The sequence below is a fragment of the Klebsiella sp. 4_1_44FAA genome (assembly GCF_000238715.1).
Lineage (GTDB): Bacteria > Pseudomonadota > Gammaproteobacteria > Enterobacterales > Enterobacteriaceae > Klebsiella > Klebsiella pneumoniae.
The window spans coordinates 1-20,187 of record NZ_JH414808.1 but is presented as its reverse complement, the minus strand read 5'-3'; the positions used below and the strand labels follow the sequence as shown (position 1 = coordinate 20,187).

Genomic DNA, 20,187 nt, shown 5'->3' with positions numbered 1-20,187 from the left:
GACCAGGGAGCCTTCTGAACGATGAAGAGTATGAGCTCCACCTCGCTATATGCCGCCATTGATTTGGGCTCCAATAGTTTCCATATGTTGGTGGTGCGCGAGGTGGCGGGCAGCATCCAGACGCTGAGCCGCATTAAGCGTAAGGTTCGACTGGCCGCCGGCCTGAATAGCGACAACACCCTCTCCGCAGAAGCGATGGAACGGGGCTGGCAGTGCTTACGCCTGTTTGCCGAGCGCCTGCAGGATATTCCGCCGACGCAAATCCGCGTCGTGGCCACCGCCACGCTGCGTCTTGCCGTCAATGCGGGGGAGTTTCTGGCGAAAGCTCAGGAGATCCTCGGCACTCCAGTGCAAGTGATCAGCGGCGAAGAAGAAGCGCGCCTGATTTACCAGGGTGTCGCCCACACCACCGGCGGCGCCGATCAGCGCCTGGTGGTCGATATCGGCGGCGCCAGCACCGAGCTGGTGACCGGGACCGGCGCACAAACAACCTCGCTGTTTAGCCTGTCGATGGGCTGTGTGACCTGGCTTGAACGCTATTTTGCCGACCGTAGTCTGACGAAAGAGAATTTCGATCTCGCCGAAGCGGCTGCGCGCGAGGTGCTACTGCCCGTCGCCGATGTGCTGCGCTATCACGGATGGAAAGTGTGCGTTGGCGCCTCCGGCACCGTTCAGGCTCTGCAGGAAATTATGATGGCGCAGGGGATGGATGAACGAATCACCCTCGCCAAACTCCAGCAGCTTAAACAGCGCGCTATCCAGTGCGGACGTCTGGAAGAGCTGGAGATCGAAGGCTTAACCCTTGAGCGGGCGCTGGTGTTTCCTAGCGGGCTGGCGATCCTGATCGCTATCTTCAGCGAACTGAATATTCAGTGTATGACCCTCGCGGGCGGCGCGTTACGCGAAGGCCTGGTGTACGGCATGCTGCATCTCTCCGTTGAGCAGGACATCCGCAGCCGCACGCTGCGTAATATTCAGCGTCGTTTTATGATCGACACCGAACAGGCCCAGCGCGTCGGCGGCCTTGCCAGTCATCTGCTCAGTCAGTTGGATGGCAGCTGGGAGCTGGATCCGCTAAGCCGTGATTTACTCCTTAGCGCCTGTGCGCTGCATGAGATTGGGCTGAGCGTGGATTTTAAGCGCGCGCCGCAGCACGCCGCCTATCTGGTCAATAACCTCGACCTGCCGGGGTTTACCCCGGCGCAGAAGAAGCTGATTGCCACGCTGCTCCTTAACCAGACTAACGCTATCGACCTCTCTTCGCTTCATCAACAGAATGCCGTCCCGCCGCGGGTGGCTGAGCATCTGTGTCGTCTGCTGCGACTGGCAATCCTGTTTGCCAGCCGGCGGCGCGACGATCTGTTGCCCGCCATTCAGCTGACCGCTCAAGACGAACAACTGACGCTGATATTGCCGGGAAACTGGCTGGATGAACATCCGCTGGGTCGGGAGATGGTCGATCAGGAGTGTCAGTGGCAAAGCTACGTCCACTGGATACTTCGGGTCGCCAGCGGCGATACGCTGAAATAATATCCAGCCAGGAGGGCGGATGCGGGAAGAACTGGATTTCAAATCGCTACGCTTTTTCTCTGCGCTCTACCGCTTGGGCAATGTTTCCCCAGCAGCGGACGCGCTCGATATCAGCCAGCCCACCGGCAGCCTTTTGCTGAAAAAACTACGAGATCATTTTGCTGACCCGCTGTTTGTCCGGGTCGGGCAGCGGATGATCCCGACGCCGCGAGCGGACGCGATCGCCCCCACCATCTCGACTCTTCTCCAGCTTGCCGATAACGATTTAGCGGTCAAACCTGAATTTCTTCCCCAGCAGAGCCAGCGTAATTTTACGATCGGTATGACCGATATCAGCCAAATGACGCTGCTGCCTTTATTGCAAATTGCGCTCCAGCAGCAGGCGGCGGACGGGATCACCTTTACGGTGCAGAATCTGGATGAGCAGACCCTCAACGCCCTCGAATCCGGGAAATGCGATCTCGCGATCGGCTATCTGACGCAGCTTCCGGAAAGCGTCTACCAGCAACATCTCTTCGATCAATCATATGTCTGCCTGGCTGCGGAAAACCATCCTCGCATTCGCGCACAGCTCCGCGCCGAAGACTGGCGCCAGGAAAAGCATCTGGCGATCCGCGTGGAGGGAACTGCCCATGGCGATATGGATAAGCTGCTTGATGAGCACCACATGCCCCGGCGCATTGCGCTAACGTTACCAAGCTTTTTAGGTACCGGTGAGCTGGTGGCCGAAAGCGATATGATTGCCGTCGTCCCGGAACAGGTGGCGCGGCATATCACCCGGCGCTATCCCTGCCGCAGCTGGCCGCTGCCTTTTCCCCTCGCCAAAATCGCCATCCGTCAGGTCTGGCATCAGCGGCTGCACCGCGATCCCGGACATATCTGGCTACGCTCGCTGATCGCTACGCTTGCCGATCCCGCACAGCAGAGTACTTCTATTAAAATCTAAGTAACAAAATACGCCCGTGTATTGGTTTTATTAATAACCCCTATTACGTTTGGTTTATTGCTGGTAATACGTGAAAGCTTTTATTCTCCTCGCATCAAGCCACACTGACTCATATCGCAAGGAAAATATCATGCGCGGAAAAATTGCTTTAGAAGAACACGTATCCACTCCTGAAAATAACCGTCTGTGGGATTCATCTGGTGAAGCAGGTCGTAACGGCACAGAATATATGAAAGATGTTGAACGCCGCCTGCTGGATCGCAGCATTCAGCTGGAAGAAATGGCGCAGCGTCATATTGATCATGTAATTCTTTCTCTGACTTCACCTGGCGCCCAGTCTATTTTAGATAAAGCCAAAGCCGTCTCTTTTGCCCGCGATACCAACGATTTTATCGTTGAGAATTATGTTAAGCCAAATCCGGACAAATTCAGCGCCTTCGCCACCCTGGCATTGCAGAACCCGGAAGCCGCGGCGGAAGAGCTGGAGCGCGCCGTGAAAAAGTTAGGCATGAAAGGTGCGCTGATCAACGGCTACACCAACGTTAAAGATAGCGAGCATGGCCTGTATCTTGATGACGAATCCATGCTGGTATTCTGGGATAAGGTCAACGAGCTGAACGTGCCTGTTTATCTGCATCCTCGTGAACCGCTGGAAGGCCCGGCGCGCGGCATCTATACCGGTTACGAAAGCCTGATCGGCTCTGCCTGGGGCTTCGCTCAGGAAACGGCAGTGCATGCTATTCGTCTGATGATGAGCGGTCTGTTCGATCGTTATCCTAACCTCAATCTGGTGCTGGGTCACCTCGGCGAAGGGCTGGTACATATGCTGCCGCGCACTCAACATCGTCTCTATCGTCAGCGTTTCGGCTGCGGTCTGGGTAAAGCGGAAAAACCGTTAATGCACTACCTGCAGAATAACTTCATCGTTACCACCAGCGGCCATTTCAATACCCATTCACTGAATAATGCTATTGAAGTCATGGGCGCCGATCGCGTGATGTTCTCTGTCGATTATCCGTATGAAGATATTCATCAGGCCTGCGACTGGTTTGATCCTTTAGAACTTGAAGCAGGCCTGAAAGAGAAAATCGCCTGGGGTAATGCCAGCCGCGTATTTAACATTAAATAATTAATTTAAATATTTCAGGGCCTGTATATTCAGGCCCTGATTTTTATTAGGGAAAATAAATTATGGCTATAGGTATATTTGTCTGTAGCGGCTCGCTTCTCGTTGGTGCGCTGGCGGGCGCTTCACTGAATCGTTTTATTCCGGAACATTTCAAAAAAACCTTACCGTTGATCGCCGGACTGATCTCAATCAGTATGGGCATATTCTTTGTCAATAAATTACATAACCTGCCGCCGATTGCCCTGGCTATTATTGTCGGCACGATTATCGGCGGCTTGTTGAATATTGAAAAATGGATTGAACGAGCCGGAACAACGCTGCGCAGCCCCATTGAACGTATCTTTCCGGCGCAGTCCAGCGCCAGCGTCGGTGCGGAAGATTTTATGAATCAGTTTATCGCCGTGCTGATCCTGTTCTGCGCCAGCGGTACCGGCATCTTCGGCGCCTTAACCGAAGGGATGACCGGCGACCCGACCATTCTGCTGACCAAGTCGATCCTCGACTTTTTTACTGCCGCGATTTTCGCCTCCACGCTGGGGTATATCATCACCGTGATCTTTATTCCCCAGCTAATTGTTTTCGTTATCCTGTTTTTCGCGGCAACCTTTATCATGGCGTTAATCAATCCGTCGATGATCGCCGACTTCACCGCCTGCGGCGGCATCATTATGCTGGCGACCGGTTTCCGTCTGTGCGGGATCCGTGCCTTCCCTACCGCCAATATGCTGCCCTCGCTAATACTGGTGATGCCCTTCTCCGCCGCCTGGCAGCAGTTTATCGCCTGAGACGCTAAGCTTTTTTCGCCTTTGCCAGCATCGCCCGAATATTAGCGACGTTGGCCTGGCCTTTTTGCATCCGCTCTTCAGGCGTAATGGTTTTGCGTGCCTGCTCCCAGATAAGGTCGTCCTGAGGGAGCTCCAGCAGAAAACGACTCGGTTCAGGACGCACCAGCTCGCCATATTGCCGGCGCTCCTTACAGAGCGTAAAGGTCAGCTCTTTCTGCGCACGGGTGATGCCAACGTAGGCCAGGCGGCGCTCTTCATCGACGTTATCTTCATCAATGCTGCTTTGGTGCGGCAGCAATCCCTCTTCCATTCCCACCAGATAGACGTAGGGGAACTCCAGCCCCTTTGACGCATGGAGAGTCATCAGCTGCACCTGATCCAGCTCTTCATCCGATTCGCCGCGCTCCATCATGTCGCGCAGGGTAAAGCGGGTGACCACCTGGGTCAGGGTCATCGGCTCATCGATTTCGCTGCCTTCCAGCATCTCGGTCATCCAGGTAAACAGCTGGTTGACGTTTTTCATGCGCATTTCCGCGGCTTTCGGGCTGGGCGAGGTTTCATACAGCCAGGATTCGTAGTCGATCCCGCGAATCAAATCGCGCACGGCGTTGACCGGCTCGCGTTCGGCCAGCTGCTGGATCTCGCGTAGCCAGTGGGTGAAGCGGGTGAGGGATTCATAGCCGCGCCCGGTCAGCGTCTGGCTGAGACCCATATCAAAGCTGGCGGTGAACAATCCTTTGTTGCGGCCCATCGCCCACTCACCGAGCTTTTGCAGCGTCGCCGGGCCGATCTCGCGCTTCGGCGTGTTGACGATACGCAGGAAGGCGCTGTCGTCGTCCGGGTTGGTCAGCACGCGCAGATAGGCCAGCAGATCTTTAATTTCCGGACGCGAAAAGAACGACGTGCCGCCGGAGATTTTGTACGGGATGCGGTTCTGCATCAGCATCTTTTCAAAGACCCGCGACTGGTGATTGCCGCGATAAAGGATCGCGTAGTCTTTGTAATTGGTTTTATTAATGAAGTGGTGGGCGATCAGCTCCCCGGCCACGCGCTCCGCTTCATGATCTTCATTGTTGGCGGAGAGCACTTTCAGCTCCGCGCCATATCCCAGTTCGGAGAACAGCCGCTTTTCAAAGACGTGAGGGTTATTGGCGATCAAAATGTTGGCGGCTTTCAGAATACGCCCGGATGAGCGGTAGTTCTGCTCAAGCTTGATCACCTGCAGCGCCGGGAAGTCCTGGCTGAGCAGCACCAGGTTCTGCGGCCGCGCGCCGCGCCAGGAGTAGATCGACTGGTCGTCATCGCCCACCACGGTAAAGCGCGCCCGCTGACCCACCAGCAGTTTCACCAGCTCATACTGGCTGGTATTGGTATCCTGATACTCATCTACCAGCAGGTAGCGGATCTTATTTTGCCAGCGCTCGCGCACCTCCTTGTTGCGCTGCAGCAGCAGCGTTGGCAGCAGGATCAGATCGTCAAAATCGAGGACATTGCAGGCCTTCATGTGCGCGTCGTATAGCCCATAGCAGTGGGCGAAAATACGATCCCGTTCGCCTTTCGCGCCAGCGGCGGCCTGCGCCGGGGTTTTTAGATCGTTTTTCCAGTTGGAGATCGTCGAGATCAGCTGCTGAAGCACCACTTTGTCATCTTCGATCAACCCTTCGGTCAGTTCCTTAAGCAGCGCCACCTGATCGGTATCGTCGAATAAGGAAAAGTTAGACTTCATACCCAGCGCAGCGTATTCGCGCTTAATGATATCCAGCCCCAAAGTGTGGAAGGTGGAAATCATCAGGCCACGCGCCTCTTTGCGCCCCAGCGTTTGCCCAACGCGCTCTTTCATCTCGCGCGCGGCTTTGTTGGTAAAGGTCACGGCCGCGATATGGCGCGCCTGATAGCCGCAGCCGCGGATCAGGTGGGCGATTTTATTCGTAATAACGCGGGTCTTACCGGAACCGGCGCCCGCCAGCACCAGGCACGGTCCGGTGACGAATTCGACGGCTTGTTGTTGGCCAGGGTTTAAACGCATGGGAGTCTTGCTCAATCTTCGAACGGGGTGGGGATTGTAGCAGAAAGCGGAGCCGAGATTTACTGACTGATGGTAAAGTGTCAGCCACACAAACCATCCTGAGAATGATGTCATGGCAAAAAGCGCAGCGGCCCTGCATATCCTGGTCAAAGAAGAGAAACTGGCGCTGGAGATCCTCGCCAAACTGGAGCGGGGCGTCAGCTTCGATCATCTGGCGAAACGCTATTCTAAATGTCCGTCTGGCCGCAACGGCGGCGACTTAGGCGAGTTTCAGCAAGGCGCGATGGTCGGTCCGTTTGATCAAGCCGTCTTCAGCTGTCCGCTGCTCAAACCCTATGGCCCGGTGAAAACCAAATTCGGCTACCACATCATCAAGGTGCTGTATCGCCGCTAGCGCGTGATACTATGGCGCCCTGATTTATCCCAACTCACTCAAGGCGCAATCATGGCTAAAACCGCGGCAGCACTGCATATCCTGGTAAAAGAAGAGAAACTGGCGCTCGATCTGCTCGAGCAGCTCAAAAACGGCGCCGATTTCGGCAAGCTGGCAAAGAAACACTCCATTTGTCCGTCAGGCAAACGCGGCGGCGATCTGGGTGAGTTCCGCCAGGGCCAGATGGTACCGGCCTTCGATAAAGTGGTCTTCTCCTGCCCTGAACTGGAGCCAACCGGCCCGCTGCATACCCAGTTCGGCTACCACATCATCAAAGTGCTGTACCGGAAATAATAAAAAAACCCGGGGATCTTAATCTCCGGGTTTTTGCCTGATGGCGCTTCGCTTATCAGGCCTACTAAACAAATCCATGCCTCTATGGATTTCGGCTTGCCGGAAGGCGGCAAGGAAGTACATCCCCAGCAACAAAGATTACTATGTGACTGGGGTGTACGTACCGTAGCCAACGCATCGGCAAGTCGAAAGACGACGAGGAATTAGCCGGCTACCGCGATACGCTTCATATCGGTCATATAACCGCGCAGTTTCTTACCAACCTGCTCGATAGCGTGGCTGCGAATCGCTTCGTTCACATCGCGCAGCTGCGCGTTATCTACCGCGCCTTCGGCAATCGCTGTGCCCAGGTCGCCGGTCTGCAGGGTGGTCATGAACTCTTTCAGCAGCGGTACGCAAGCGTAAGAGAACAGGTAGTTACCATATTCAGCGGTATCGGAAATAACCACGTTCATCTCATACAGACGCTTACGGGCGATGGTGTTGGCGATAAGCGGCAGCTCATGCAGTGATTCGTAGTAAGCAGACTCTTCGATGATGCCGGAGGCCACCATGGTTTCGAAGGCCAGCTCAACGCCCGCTTTCACCATCGCGATCATCAGAACGCCTTTATCGAAGTACTCCTGCTCGCCGATTTTGCCTTCATATTGCGGCGCGGTTTCGAAGGCGGTTTTGCCGGTCTCTTCACGCCAGGTCAGCAGTTTCTTATCATCATTCGCCCAGTCCGCCATCATACCGGAGGAGAATTCGCCGGAGATGATGTCGTCCATGTGTTTCTGGAACAGCGGCGCCATGATCTCTTTCAGCTGCTCGGACAGCGCATAAGCGCGCAGTTTCGCCGGGTTGGAGAGGCGATCCATCATCAGGGTGATGCCGCCCTGCTTCAGCGCTTCGGTGATGGTTTCCCAGCCGAACTGAATCAGTTTTTCTGCATACGCCGGATCGGTACCTTCCGCCACCAGCTTGTCGAAGCACAGCAGAGAACCCGCCTGCAGCATGCCGCAAAGGATAGTTTGCTCGCCCATCAGGTCAGATTTCACTTCCGCCACGAAGGAAGATTCCAGCACGCCCGCGCGGTGGCCGCCTGTCGCCGCCGCCCACGCTTTGGCAATGGCCATGCCTTCGCCTTTCGGGTCGTTTTCCGGGTGTACCGCGATAAGCGTCGGTACGCCGAAACCGCGTTTGTACTCTTCACGCACTTCGGTGCCCGGGCACTTCGGCGCCACCATCACCACGGTGATGTCTTTACGGATCTGCTCGCCCACTTCCACGATGTTGAAGCCGTGGGAGTAACCCAGCGCTGCGCCGTCTTTCATCAGCGGCTGTACGGAGCGCACAACGTCTGAGTGCTGTTTGTCCGGCGTCAGGTTAACCACCAGGTCGGCCTGCGGGATCAGCTCTTCATAAGTGCCGACTTTGAAGCCGTTTTCAGTCGCTTTACGCCAGGAGGCGCGCTTCTCAGCGATCGCTTCTTTACGCAGCGCATAGGAGATATCCAGGCCGGAGTCACGCATGTTCAGACCCTGGTTCAGGCCCTGTGCGCCGCAGCCGACGATGACCACTTTTTTACCCTGAAGGTAGCTTGCGCCATCGGCGAATTCGTCGCGCGCCATAAAGCGGCATTTGCCCAGCTGTGCCAGCTGCTGGCGCAGGTTCAGTGTATTAAAGTAGTTAGCCATGTCTGTAACTCCGTGATGTTGTGTCGTGCTTATTGTTCGGTTCGCTTTTGCGAGAATGAACTTACTATATGACAGGAATTTTATTGCGGAAATTGATATATTCACAACGTCACGTTGCATTTTATGAAATACAAAACCGGGGAGTACGCGCCGTGGATTTACGCGATCTGAAAACCTTTCTGCATCTGGCGGAAAGCCGCCATTTTGGCCGCAGCGCGCGGGCCATGCACGTCAGCCCGTCGACGCTTTCGCGCCAGATCCAACGCCTGGAAGAGGACCTCGGCCAGCCGCTGTTCGTGCGAGATAATCGCACGGTGACCCTTACCGAAGCCGGGGAAGAGTTACGTACCTTTGCCCAGCAAACTTTATTGCAGTACCAGCAGCTTCGTCACGTCATCGATCAGCAGGGCCCTTCGCTCTCCGGCGAGCTGCACATCTTCTGCTCTGTCACCGCCGCCTATAGCCATCTGCCGCCGATCCTCGACCGCTTTCGCGCCGCGCACCCCTCGGTGGAGATCAAGCTCTCGACCGGCGACGCCGCCGACGCTATGGAGAAGGTCGTCACCGGCGAAGCCGACCTGGCGATTGCCGGTAAGCCGGAGACTCTGCCAGGGTCGGTGGCGTTTTCGATGCTGGAGAACCTCGCCGTGGTGTTAATTGCCCCGGCCCTTCCCTGCCCGGTGCGCAACCAGGTGACCGTCGAGCGCCCCGACTGGTCGACAGTGCCCTTTATCATGGCCGACCAGGGGCCGGTACGTCGGCGCATCGAGCTGTGGTTTCGGCGGCATAAAATCAGCAATCCGTCGATCTACGCCACCGTCGGCGGGCACGAAGCGATGGTGTCGATGGTCGCCCTGGGATGCGGCGTGGCGCTGCTGCCGGAAGTGGTGCTGGAGAACAGTCCGGAGCCGGTACGCAACAGGGTGATGATCCTGGAGCGCAGCGATGAGCAAACGCCGTTTGAGCTGGGTGTTTGCGCACAAAAAAAGCGGCTGCATGAGCCGCTTATTGATGCTTTCTGGAAAATTCTTCCCAACCACTAACCCGCGAGGAAAAAGCGGAATGCCGGGTTATGCGTTTCGTCGTGGCACTCATAGCCCAGCTCATTGAGACGAGTTTCAAAGTCCGGCTCGTGCTCGCCCAACTCGAAGGCCGCCAGTACCCGACCATAGTCAGTGCCGTGGCTGCGGTAGTGGAACAGTGAAATATTCCAGTGGGTGCCAAGGGTATGCAGGAATTTCAGCAGCGCCCCCGGCGATTCCGGAAACTCGAAGCTGAACAGCCGCTCCTGCAGCGCTTTTGACGGCCGGCCGCCGACCATATAGCGCACATGCAGCTTAGCCATCTCATCATCAGAGAGATCCACCACGCTGTAGCCGCCGTCGTTCAGTAACTGGAGGATCTCTTTGCGCTCTTCCAGGCCACGACTCAGGCGTACCCCGACAAAAATACAGGCGTCTTTGGCATCGGCAAAGCGGTAGTTGAACTCCGTCACTGAGCGGCCCCCCAGTAGCTGGCAAAACTTCAAAAAGCTACCTTTCTCTTCCGGGATCGTCACCGCCAGCAGCGCTTCCCGCTGTTCCCCGAGCTCGCAGCGCTCGGACACGTAGCGCAGGCCATGGAAGTTGACGTTGGCCCCGGACAGAATATGAGCCAGTCGCTCGCCGCGGATGTTATGCTGGGCGATATACTTTTTCATCCCCGCCAGCGCCAGCGCGCCGGAAGGCTCCGCCACCGCCCGCACATCTTCGAACAGATCTTTCATCGCCGCACAGATAGCATCGCTATCGACGGTGATGATATCGTCCAGATACTCCTGGCATAAACGGAACGTTTCATCGCCGATGCGTTTGACCGCCACGCCTTCGGCAAACAAGCCGACGCGCGGCAGATCCACCGGATGGCCTGCGTCCAGCGCCGCCTTCAGGCAAGCAGAATCTTCCGCCTCCACCGCGATCACTTTGATCTGCGGCATCAGCTGCTTGATCAGCACCGCCACGCCCGCTGCCAGACCGCCGCCGCCCACCGGGACGAATACGCGGTCAATATGGGCATCCTGCTGCAGCAGCTCCAGCGCCAGGGTTCCCTGTCCGGCGATGACCATCGGGTGATCGAACGGCGGCACCCAGGTAAAACCCTGCTGTTGCGCCAGCTCAATCGCTCTCGCCTTCGCTTCGTCAAAGTTGGCGCCGTGCAGCAGAACTTCGCCGCCAAAGCCGCGAACGGCATCGACTTTGATATCGGCGGTCGCTACCGGCATCACGATCAGCGCCTTAACGCCCAGCCGCGATGCGGAAAACGCCACGCCCTGGGCATGGTTGCCCGCCGAAGCGGTGATCACCCCGTGGGATTTCTGTTCGGCAGTCAGGCTGGACATCATCGCGTAAGCGCCGCGCAGCTTAAAGCTGTGTACCGGCTGGCGATCTTCACGCTTCACCAGAATAACGTTATCCAGCCGCGACGAGAGCTTATCCATTTTTTGCAGCGGCGTTTTCTGCACCGCTTCATAAACCGGCGCGCGCAGCACTGCTCGCAGGTACTCGGCGCCCTCAGGGGCGCCGGACAAGGGTTGTGAATCCGCCATGATTAGCCACCCAGCTTGGATTTATCGCGTACCGCGCCTTTGTCGGCGCTGGTCGCCAGGCTGGCGTAGGCGCGAAGGGCAAAGGAGACCTGACGCTGGCGATTCTTCGGCGTCCACGCCTGGTCGCCACGCGCCTCCTGGGCTTCACGACGCGCCGCAATTTCCGCATCGCTCAGCTGCAGCTGGATGCTGCGGTTCGGAATATCAATCGCGATCATGTCGCCATCTTCAATGAGCGCAATGTTGCCGCCGCTCGCCGCTTCCGGAGAGACGTGACCGATAGAGAGCCCTGAGGTGCCGCCGGAGAAACGGCCATCGGTGATCAGCGCGCACGCTTTGCCCAGCCCCATCGACTTCAGGAAGCTGGTGGGGTAAAGCATTTCCTGCATCCCCGGCCCGCCTTTCGGCCCTTCGTAGCGGATCACCACGACGTCGCCTTCCACGACTTTACCGCCGAGGATGGCCTCAACCGCATCGTCCTGGCTCTCATATACTTTCGCCGGACCGGTAAATTTCAGGATGCTGTCGTCCACGCCGGCGGTTTTCACGATACAACCGTTTTCTGCGAAATTGCCGTACAGCACCGCCAGGCCGCCGTCCTTGCTGTAAGCGTGTTCCAGAGAACGGATACAGCCTTCGGCGCGATCGTCATCCAGGGTATCCCAGCGGCAGTCTTGCGAGAACGCCTGGGTGGTACGGATGCCCGCCGGGCCGGCGCGGAACATTTTTTTCACCGCGTCGTCCTGGGTCACCATCACATCGTACTGTTCCAGGGTCTGCGGCAGCGTCAGGCCAAGGACGTTTTTGACCTCGCGATTCAGCAGCCCGGCGCGGTCCAGCTCGCCCAGAATGCCCAGCACGCCGCCGGCGCGATGCACATCTTCCATATGGTATTTCTGCGTGCTCGGCGCCACCTTACACAGCTGCGGCACTTTGCGGGAGAGCTTATCGATATCGCTCATGGTGAAGTCGATTTCAGCTTCCTGCGCCGCCGCCAGCAGGTGCAGAACGGTATTGGTGGAGCCGCCCATGGCGATATCCAGCGTCATAGCGTTCTCAAAGGCCGCCTTGCTGGCGATATTGCGCGGCAGCGCGGAAGCGTCATCCTGCTCGTAATAGCGTTTGGTCAGCTCCACGATACGTTTCCCGGCGTTTAGGAACAGCTCCTTACGATCGGCGTGGGTCGCCAGCAGAGAGCCGTTGCCCGGCTGTGACAGGCCCAGCGCTTCGGTCAGGCAGTTCATGGAGTTCGCCGTGAACATCCCGGAACAGGAGCCGCAGGTCGGGCAGGCGGAGCGTTCCACCTGATTACTCTGCTCGTCGGACACTTTCGGATCCGCCCCCTGAATCATCGCATCCACCAGGTCAAGCTTGATGATTTTATCTGACAGCTTGGTCTTCCCGGCTTCCATCGGGCCGCCGGAAACAAAGATCACCGGAATATTCAGGCGCAGGGAGGCCATCAGCATCCCCGGGGTGATTTTGTCGCAGTTGGAGATACAAACCATGGCATCAGCGCAGTGGGCGTTAACCATATACTCCACCGAGTCGGCGATCAGCTCGCGGGATGGCAGTGAATAGAGCATACCCCCGTGGCCCATAGCGATCCCATCATCCACTGCGATGGTGTTGAATTCTTTGGCCACGCCACCGGCGGCTTCAATCTGCTCGGCAACCAGTTTGCCGAGATCGCGCAGGTGCACGTGCCCGGGGACAAACTGGGTAAAGGAGTTAACAACGGCGATAATCGGTTTGCCGAAATCGGCATCGGTCATTCCGGTTGCGCGCCACAACGCGCGGGCGCCCGCCATATTGCGGCCATGTGTGGTGGTGGCGGAACGGTACTTAGGCATGCTCTTTTTACTCCCATCTGTGTTTATTAAATGGGACGGTGCGTGCCGTCCCATTTTTAATTACTTACTTACCGGATCCAACCAGCCCCATTTATCTTCTGTTTCACCGGTGAAGAGGCCAAAGAAGGCTTCCTGAATGCGTTTGGTTACCGGACCGCGACGGCCTGCGCCGACCTGGATGCCGTCCACGCTGCGTACCGGGGTGATTTCCGCCGCGGTGCCGGACATGAAGACTTCATCCGCCAGATACAGGGATTCACGGGACAACACCTGCTCGCGGACTTCGATACCAAGATCTTTCGCCAGTTTGATGATCGCGTCGCGGGTAATGCCCGGCAGCGCGGAAGAGGTGAACGGCGGAGTAAACAGCACGCCATCTTTTACCTCAAACAGGTTTTCGCCTGCACCTTCGGAGATATAACCGTTAACATCGAGGGCGATACCTTCCTGATAACCGTGACGACGCGCTTCGCTGCCAACCAGCAGAGAGGAGAGGTAGTTGCCGCCCGCTTTCGCCGCGGTTGGGATGGTGTTCGGCGCCGCGCGGTTCCAGGAAGAGACCATTGCATCGATCCCCTGCTCAAGCGCTTCTGCGCCGAGGTAGGCTCCCCATGGGAACGCCGCGATGATCACGTCAGTGTTGTAACCCGGAGGCGGGTTTACCCCCATGCCGACATCGCCAACAAACACCAGCGGACGGATATAAGCGCTGGTCAGATTATTGGTTCGAATGACTTCGCGGCAGGCTTCCATCAGTTCGTCGACGCTCTGGGAGACCGGGAAACGATAAATTTTGGCTGAATCATGCAGACGCTGCATATGTTCGCGATGACGGAACACCACCGGGCCTTTGTGCGAGTCGTAGCAACGGATCCCCTCGAATACCGAGGTACCGTAGTGCAGCGCATGGGACATCACATGAACTTTCGCTTCGCCCCACGGAACCATCTCGCCATTGAACCAAATGTAATCAGCTTTTTTCGTCGTCATTTTTCTTCCTTTGCGCTCAGGCGCGGATTTGTTGTGATGTGGGTTGCTGGATCTCGACGCAGGCAACGTCGACCAGTTTGCTTAATTGACTAAACAGTAATTCGACGGGCCGCGGGCTGGCAACGGTCAATTCGATATTTATGTTCTGTGCGTCCGGCGCGGTTTCCATGTTCATTGCGCAGATGTGGAAACCCCGGTGGCGGACAACGCGCAGCACGCGCTCTAAGGTTTCCGGATTGAAACGTGCCTGTAAAGCGACCTGATGTTGCATCATGATAATTTCTCCAGCATTTCAGAGTTACTGGCGCCGGGCGGCACCAACGGCCAGACATTCTCAAGTTCGTCGATTGAGACATGAAGCAGGTATGGCCCCTGGCTCGAAAGCATGGTGTCGAGTGCCGCTTCAACCTGGTCTTTACGGGTGATGTGTTGGCCAGGAATACCGAAGGCGCTGGCCAGCGTGAGGAAATCAGGGTTATCAGTCAGAGTGGTTTCGCTATAACGTTCCTGGAAAAACAGCTGCTGCCATTGTCGAACCATCCCTAACCGCTGGTTGTCGAGTAACACGATCTTCAGCGGTAACTGCTTGCGTTTAACGGTGCCCAGCTCCTGTACATTCATCATGAAGGAGCCGTCACCGGAGATACAGATCACCGTATCGTTAGGGCGCGCCACCTGGGCGCCAACGGCGGCCGGCAGGCCAAAGCCCATGGTGCCTAAGCCACTGGAGGTGATAAAGTTTTCCGGGCGGGTATAGGTCATATGCTGAGCCGACCACATCTGGTGCTGGCCAACGTCGGTGGTCACCACGCTGTCCGCCGGCTTGCGGTCGGAAAGCTGCTTCAGCAGCAGCGGCGCGTAGATTGCCTCACCGGGATGATCGTAACGCCAGGCATGCTCGGCACGCAGTGCGGCACTCCGCTCGCGCCAGCCATCGATAGCTAACGGCTGCTGCAGCGCCGGCAGCAGGCAGTTCAGATCGCCTGTCAGACCGATATGCGCCTGACGCAGCTTGTTCAGCTCCGCCGGATCGATGTCCATGTGGATCACTTTGGCATGCGGTGCGAAGGTATTGAGCTTACCGGTCACGCGATCGTCAAAGCGCGCGCCGACGGCGATCAGCAGATCGCACTCCTGTACCGCCAGGTTGGCCGCCTTAGTGCCGTGCATTCCCAGCATGCCGAGATAATAGGGATAATCAGCATCCACCACGCCCAGCCCTTTCAGGGTGCAGGTTGCCGGCATCCTGGTCACCGCCAGGAATTCGCGCAAAGCCGGTACCGCCTGCGCCATGCCGACCCCGCCGCCAACATACAGCATCGGTTGCTGCGATTGGGCCAGCATCTGCAGAGCCTGCGCCACTTCCGCCTGCGGAAATGCCATCTCATCGGCGACGGTAGAGAAATGGGGATCGAGGTCGCCCTGCGCCATCTGAATATCCTTAGGGATATCAACCAGCACCGGACCTGGACGGCCTGAGTTTGCCACCTGGAAAGCCTCAGCAATAACCCGCGGCAGTTCGTCCAGAGACTGCACAAGGAAACTGTGCTTAGTACAGGCCAGTGACAAACCGAGAACGTCTACTTCCTGGAACGCATCCGTGCCGATGAAGGGTGCGGCCACCTGGCCGGTGATGGCTACGATGGGAATAGAGTCAAGCAGGGCGTCCGCCAGGCCGGTGATCAGATTGGTCGCGCCCGGGCCGGATGTCGCGATACACACCCCGGTTTTACCGGTTGCTCGCGCATAACCAATGGCCGCCATGGCTGCCCCTTGCTCATGCCGGCACAGCAGGTGCTCCACGCCGCCGTCATACAGTGCATCGTAAACCGGCATAATTGCGCCACCCGGATAGCCAAAAACTGTGTCGACTCCCTGTGTCCGCAAAGCATGTACCACCCACTGCGCGCCATTCATAGTTAGTTCCCCGTCATAAATCGGGAGAAACAGAATTTTATGCTAAAAGTCATCATCTGCTCCTCGCTTAGGTTATTTCAGTTATAAAAAAACCCCCGGACCTTTCGGTGCGGGGGTCTTAGTTCGTTAAGGCTTGATTTCTAAGCCTTTCCTCGTCCAAGTGCAGCCCCGCACGGTGGGATAATAATCACCACCACGCTAATCACGACCAGGCTAATCACTCGTAGAAGGGCTGTCATTTTCTATACTTTCTGGCTTCTTGTTCGAAGGAATACCTAAAGAGTTACCACAGACATCACATAAAGCACAAGATTTTTTTATATTTTCGTTGCTGATCAGCCAAACGGTTTCAATAAAAATAATTGTTTTATATGAAAAAAAACAAAAATGAAAAAAATTCAGTTTTCTCACGCCTGCCGCGCTCTTCGGCGCCCTCTTTGCCAACATAGCTCTGTTTTGCGATCAAACGTCCATTTTCGGCTAAATGTAACGATATGCCGCGAAAAGTATGGATACGCAGTTCTAAATTCGCACTTTTTCCATTCTCGCTTTACGTCATGCCAACCATAATTCTTCTCTGTCCAGGAGGTTTTATGTCGCTCGCTATCGTCTATACTCGCGCGGCGCTCGGTATCGAAGCGCCATTGATTACCGTTGAGGTTCATCTCAGCAACGGTCTTCCTGGTCTAACTATGGTCGGGCTGCCGGAAACCACCGTGAAAGAGGCCCGCGACCGGGTCCGCAGCGCCCTGATCAACAGCGGCTACGCTTTTCCTGCGAAGAAGATAACCATTAACCTGGCGCCAGCGGATCTGCCCAAAGAAGGCGGACGATACGATCTGCCCATCGCTCTCGCGCTTCTCGTTGCCTCAGAGCAGCTCAACACGACGCGACTGAATCAATATGAGTTTGTGGGCGAACTCGCCCTTACAGGTGGGTTACGAGGCGTTCCAGGGGCGATCCCCAGCGCAATGGAGGCCATCAAAGCCGGCCGGCGCATTGTCGTCTCCTCTGACAATGCGGCGGAGGTCGGCCTGATCGGCGGCAGCGATTGTCTGGTCGCCGACCATCTGCAGGAGGTTTGCGCATTTCTTGCGGGGCAGACATCGCTTTCGCCGCCTCTCGCCGAGGCGCCTGCTCGGGATGAACGCTACGAAGATCTGCTCGATGTTATCGGCCAGCAGCAGGGCAAACGAGCGCTGGAGATTGTGGCCGCCGGTGGTCACAACCTGCTCCTGATAGGCCCGCCCGGGACCGGGAAAACCATGCTAGCCAGCCGACTCCCCGGTCTCCTGCCGCCATTAAGCAATCAGGAAGCGCTGGAGAGCGCGGCCATACAGAGTCTGGTCAACCTCCACACCGCAAAGACGCGGTGGCGTCAGAGGCCGTTCCGCGCCCCCCACCATAGCGCCTCGCTGGCAGCGATGGTGGGCGGCGGCTCGATACCGGTCCCCGGTGAGATTTCCCTGGCCCATAATGGCGTGCTGTTTCTTGATGAACTGCCGGAGTTTGAGCGGCGGGTACTGGATGCGCTACGCGAACCCATTGAGTCAGGCAAGATCCACATATCACGCTCGCGCGCCAAAGTTGACTATCCGGCGCGCTTTCAGCTTATTGCAGCGATGAATCCAAGCCCGACAGGACATTATCAGGGTAAACATAATCGTGCATCGCCGGAGCAGACATTGCGCTACCTTGGACGCCTGTCAGGCCCCTTCCTCGACCGCTTCGATCTTTCCTTAGAGATCCCATTGCCGCCGCCAGGAATACTGAGTCAGGGCTCGCAGGGCGAAGAATCGAGCGCAACGGTCCGGCAGCGGGTGCTGGCGGCGCGTGAACGACAAATACTCAGGCAAAATAAACTCAATGCCCATCTTGAGAATCGTGAAATGAAGAACTGCTGCCGCTTAAGGCGGGAGGATGCTGTCTGGCTGGAACAGACGCTAACGCAGCTGGGGCTTTCTATTCGCGCCTGGCAGCGTCTGTTAAAGGTTGCGAGAACCATTGCCGATCTGGCAGAGGTTGAAGAGATTGAACGCTGTCATTTGCAGGAGGCGCTCAGCTATCGGGCAATTGATCGGATGCTCAACCATCTGCAGAAAATGATGGCGTAAAAAAAAGGGCTTACGCCCTTTTTTCTTAGTCATCGCTTTCGGTGTAATCGTCAGCGCCTTCCATCTGCGGTTTGCCGCCGGACAGAGTATGGAAACGCTTCGGCCGCTTGATACGCGCCATATACTTAATCCATACGCGTTCTGCTTCCGTCACCGGCTCACGTTCACCACGGCACACCGAGACAAATTGTTTTTCATCTTCGGTAACAGGTTCGCGCTTACCCAGTTCCAGTTCGTTAAAGGCATAACCATGACGTTCCAGCAGTTGCGCCTCTTTGATGGTGAAATCACCGTGACGGGAGAACCCGCGTGGATAATTTTTATTGTCGAAAAAACGATTAGTCGTCGTAAAGCTTTCCGCCATCCTACACGCTCCTGATTCTTTGGCCGAGCTATTTATGGCGCGGAGTATTAGTTACGCTTGACAGAGCGTCAAACAAAACATTTAAATCATCACGACAAATAATTTTGTGGAGAACGGTGTGGATACGGAATTGCTCAAGACTTTCCTGGAAGTGAGTAGAACTCGTCACTTTGGGCGAGCAGCAGAGGCGCTTTACCTGACACAGTCAGCAGTCAGCTTTCGTATTCGTCAGCTGGAAAATCAACTTGGTGTGAATCTGTTCACCCGTCATCGTAATAACATCCGCCTGACGACCGCCGGCGAAAAGCTCCTCCCCTATGCCGAAACGCTCATGAATACCTGGCAGGCTGCGCGCAAGGAGGTGGCACACTCTTCGCGACATAATGAATTCTCCATTGGGGCCAGCGCCTCCCTGTGGGAATGTATGCTTAACAGCTGGCTCGGTACCCTCTACAGCGCACCTTACAATCTCCAGTTTGAAGCCCGTATCGCGCAGCGGCAGTCGTTGGTTAAACAGCTTCACGAACGCCAGTTGGATCTGCTGATCACCACCGAATCGCCGAAGATGGATGAATTAAGCAGCCAGCTGTTGGGTAATTTTACTCTTGCCCTGTATTGCGCATCGCCTGCAAAAAACAGAAATGAATTGAATTACTTGCGCCTTGAATGGGGGCCTGATTTTCAGCAAAACGAAGTGGGACTGATAGGAAGCGATGATGTTCCGCTGCTCACGACCTCTTCAGCTGAACTGATCTATCAGCAATTATCGCGCCTGAACGGCTGCTGTTGGCTACCTGTTCGCTGGGCGAAAGAGAAGCATGGGTTACATACGGTCATGGACAGCGCTACGTTATCCCGTCCACTTTATGCGATCTGGTTACAAAATAGCGATAAGCAGGCGCAGATCCATGAGATCCTGAAAAACCCTATTCTGGAATAAACGCTACTCTCCATGGACGGAGATCAGCAAGGTATTTTCGTCGGGGATATTGCCAATGGAGATTAGAGATAAAAAAAAATCCTTTGCCTGAGCAAAGGATTCTTATAAATGGCAGGGGCGGAGAGACTCGAACTCCCAACACCCGGTTTTGGAGACCGGTGCTCTACCAATTGAACTACGCCCCTAAAATTTTCTTACCACTAAGCCTGCTATTTGAGCAGGCTTAATGTTAAATAAGTGGCGGAACGGACGGGACTCGAACCCGCGACCCCCTGCGTGACAGGCAGGTATTCTAACCGACTGAACTACCGCTCCACCGAATTTCTTCGCTTTATTACCACCGGTTGTCACCCCGGCTTACTGCAATTTGATGCCTGGCAGTTCCCTACTCTCACATGGGGAGACCCCACACTACCATCGGCGCTACGGCGTTTCACTTCTGAGTTCGGCATGGGGTCAGGTGGGACCACCGCGCTAGTGCCGCCAGGCAAATTCTTTGTGCTCAGTACGCAATTCTTTATCGCATCAGCTGCGTTGCCTGCGCTCGTAAAGTCAGTCACATACTTCAGTATGCTCCTTCCTTTCCGTCGCTTGTCGCCTTGC

The 20,187-nt window shown here is 56.2% G+C and carries 19 protein-coding genes, 2 tRNA genes and 1 rRNA gene; 9 read left to right on the top strand and 13 right to left on the bottom strand.

The features are described 5' to 3' along the window. The first annotated feature begins 21 nt into the window (after positions 1 to 21). The 4 genes from gppA (at position 22) to HMPREF1024_RS02535 (ending at position 4,390) form a co-directional block, all read left to right on the top strand. Positions 22 to 1,530 (top strand): guanosine-5'-triphosphate,3'-diphosphate diphosphatase, encoded by a 1,509-nt coding sequence (gene gppA / locus HMPREF1024_RS02520; protein ID WP_004150419.1) that lies wholly within the window; start codon positions 22 to 24, stop codon positions 1,528 to 1,530. Positions 1,531 to 1,549: 19 nt separating this feature from the next. Beyond that, entirely contained in the window at positions 1,550 to 2,476 is a 927-nt protein-coding gene (locus HMPREF1024_RS02525; RefSeq protein WP_002883211.1) for a LysR family transcriptional regulator, read from the top strand. Positions 2,477 to 2,606: 130 nt separating this feature from the next. Next, positions 2,607 to 3,605, top strand: coding sequence for an amidohydrolase family protein (locus tag HMPREF1024_RS02530; protein WP_004181642.1), 999 nt, complete (start codon positions 2,607 to 2,609; stop codon positions 3,603 to 3,605). A gap of 62 nt (positions 3,606 to 3,667) precedes the next feature. Next, a complete protein-coding gene (locus tag HMPREF1024_RS02535) occupies positions 3,668 to 4,390 on the top strand; it encodes a DUF554 domain-containing protein (RefSeq protein WP_002883185.1) in 723 nt (240 codons plus the stop codon). Between the two features lie 4 nt (positions 4,391 to 4,394). Here HMPREF1024_RS02535 and rep read toward each other — a convergent pair whose 3' ends face one another. Beyond that, positions 4,395 to 6,416 (bottom strand): DNA helicase Rep, encoded by a 2,022-nt coding sequence (rep, locus tag HMPREF1024_RS02540; protein WP_009309743.1) that lies wholly within the window; start codon positions 6,414 to 6,416, stop codon positions 4,395 to 4,397. A 112-nt stretch (positions 6,417 to 6,528) separates the two neighbouring features. Between rep and ppiC (HMPREF1024_RS02545) the strand changes: the two genes are divergently transcribed. After that, the gene (gene ppiC / locus HMPREF1024_RS02545; protein ID WP_002883181.1) at positions 6,529 to 6,810 is read left to right on the top strand and encodes a peptidylprolyl isomerase PpiC; all 282 of its coding nucleotides are present in this window, start codon (positions 6,529 to 6,531) and stop codon (positions 6,808 to 6,810) included. A 51-nt stretch (positions 6,811 to 6,861) separates the two neighbouring features. After that, positions 6,862 to 7,143 (top strand): peptidylprolyl isomerase PpiC, encoded by a 282-nt coding sequence (gene ppiC, locus HMPREF1024_RS02550; protein WP_002883180.1) that lies wholly within the window; start codon positions 6,862 to 6,864, stop codon positions 7,141 to 7,143. Between the two features lie 203 nt (positions 7,144 to 7,346). Here ppiC (HMPREF1024_RS02550) and ilvC read toward each other — a convergent pair whose 3' ends face one another. Beyond that, the gene (gene ilvC, locus HMPREF1024_RS02555; RefSeq protein WP_002883178.1) at positions 7,347 to 8,822 is read right to left on the bottom strand and encodes a ketol-acid reductoisomerase; all 1,476 of its coding nucleotides are present in this window, start codon (positions 8,820 to 8,822) and stop codon (positions 7,347 to 7,349) included. Between the two features lie 152 nt (positions 8,823 to 8,974). Here ilvC and ilvY point away from each other — a divergent pair, with 152 nt between their 5' ends. Continuing rightward, positions 8,975 to 9,865 (top strand): HTH-type transcriptional activator IlvY, encoded by an 891-nt coding sequence (ilvY, locus tag HMPREF1024_RS02560; RefSeq protein WP_002883176.1) that lies wholly within the window; start codon positions 8,975 to 8,977, stop codon positions 9,863 to 9,865. On the opposite strand, the gene ilvA is transcribed toward ilvY, so the two are convergent. From ilvA to ilvL, 7 genes are all read right to left on the bottom strand, one after another. After that, entirely contained in the window at positions 9,862 to 11,406 is a 1,545-nt protein-coding gene (ilvA, locus tag HMPREF1024_RS02565; protein ID WP_002883174.1) for a threonine ammonia-lyase, biosynthetic, read from the bottom strand. The two genes, ilvY and ilvA, sit on opposite strands and share 4 nt — an antisense overlap. Positions 11,407 to 11,408: 2 nt before the next feature. Next, on the bottom strand, positions 11,409 to 13,259 hold the full coding sequence (ilvD, locus tag HMPREF1024_RS02570; protein ID WP_002883173.1) for a dihydroxy-acid dehydratase: 1,851 nt from the start codon (positions 13,257 to 13,259) through the stop codon (positions 11,409 to 11,411). A gap of 60 nt (positions 13,260 to 13,319) precedes the next feature. Next, positions 13,320 to 14,249, bottom strand: coding sequence for a branched-chain-amino-acid transaminase (gene ilvE / locus HMPREF1024_RS02575; RefSeq protein ID WP_002883171.1), 930 nt, complete (start codon positions 14,247 to 14,249; stop codon positions 13,320 to 13,322). A gap of 16 nt (positions 14,250 to 14,265) precedes the next feature. Beyond that, positions 14,266 to 14,523: an acetolactate synthase 2 small subunit gene (gene ilvM / locus HMPREF1024_RS02580; RefSeq protein ID WP_002883170.1), complete on the bottom strand. Its 258-nt coding sequence runs from the start codon at positions 14,521 to 14,523 to the stop codon at positions 14,266 to 14,268. Beyond that, the gene (gene ilvG, locus HMPREF1024_RS02585; protein ID WP_002883142.1) at positions 14,520 to 16,166 is read right to left on the bottom strand and encodes an acetolactate synthase 2 catalytic subunit; all 1,647 of its coding nucleotides are present in this window, start codon (positions 16,164 to 16,166) and stop codon (positions 14,520 to 14,522) included. The genes ilvM and ilvG overlap by 4 nt, the downstream gene beginning before the upstream one ends. 2 nt (positions 16,167 to 16,168) lie before the next feature. Next, positions 16,169 to 16,219 carry a peptide IlvX gene (gene ilvX / locus HMPREF1024_RS32195; protein ID WP_175426296.1) on the bottom strand — a complete coding sequence of 17 codons (51 nt, stop codon included), beginning with the start codon at positions 16,217 to 16,219 and terminating at the stop codon, positions 16,169 to 16,171. Between the two features lie 87 nt (positions 16,220 to 16,306). Further along, positions 16,307 to 16,405 carry an ilv operon leader peptide gene (ilvL, locus tag HMPREF1024_RS29450; RefSeq protein ID WP_001311244.1) on the bottom strand — a complete coding sequence of 33 codons (99 nt, stop codon included), beginning with the start codon at positions 16,403 to 16,405 and terminating at the stop codon, positions 16,307 to 16,309. A 354-nt stretch (positions 16,406 to 16,759) separates the two neighbouring features. Here ilvL and HMPREF1024_RS02590 point away from each other — a divergent pair, with 354 nt between their 5' ends. Further along, on the top strand, positions 16,760 to 18,280 hold the full coding sequence (locus HMPREF1024_RS02590) for a YifB family Mg chelatase-like AAA ATPase (protein ID WP_009309739.1): 1,521 nt from the start codon (positions 16,760 to 16,762) through the stop codon (positions 18,278 to 18,280). Between the two features lie 25 nt (positions 18,281 to 18,305). Here HMPREF1024_RS02590 and HMPREF1024_RS02595 read toward each other — a convergent pair whose 3' ends face one another. Continuing rightward, complete coding sequence (locus HMPREF1024_RS02595) at positions 18,306 to 18,644, bottom strand: DUF413 domain-containing protein (protein WP_004146520.1); 339 nt, start codon at positions 18,642 to 18,644, stop codon at positions 18,306 to 18,308. Between the two features lie 118 nt (positions 18,645 to 18,762). Here HMPREF1024_RS02595 and hdfR point away from each other — a divergent pair, with 118 nt between their 5' ends. Further along, a complete protein-coding gene (gene hdfR / locus HMPREF1024_RS02600) occupies positions 18,763 to 19,584 on the top strand; it encodes an HTH-type transcriptional regulator HdfR (protein WP_004181639.1) in 822 nt (273 codons plus the stop codon). A 109-nt stretch (positions 19,585 to 19,693) separates the two neighbouring features. On the opposite strand, the gene HMPREF1024_RS02605 is transcribed toward hdfR, so the two are convergent. From HMPREF1024_RS02605 to rrf, 3 genes are all read right to left on the bottom strand, one after another. Beyond that, a tRNA-Trp gene (locus HMPREF1024_RS02605) sits at positions 19,694 to 19,769 on the bottom strand. 53 nt (positions 19,770 to 19,822) lie between these two features. Continuing rightward, positions 19,823 to 19,899, bottom strand: a tRNA-Asp gene (locus HMPREF1024_RS02610). Positions 19,900 to 19,956: 57 nt separating this feature from the next. Next, a 5S ribosomal RNA gene (gene rrf, locus HMPREF1024_RS02615) occupies positions 19,957 to 20,072 on the bottom strand. Between the last annotated feature and the right edge of the window lie 115 nt (positions 20,073 to 20,187).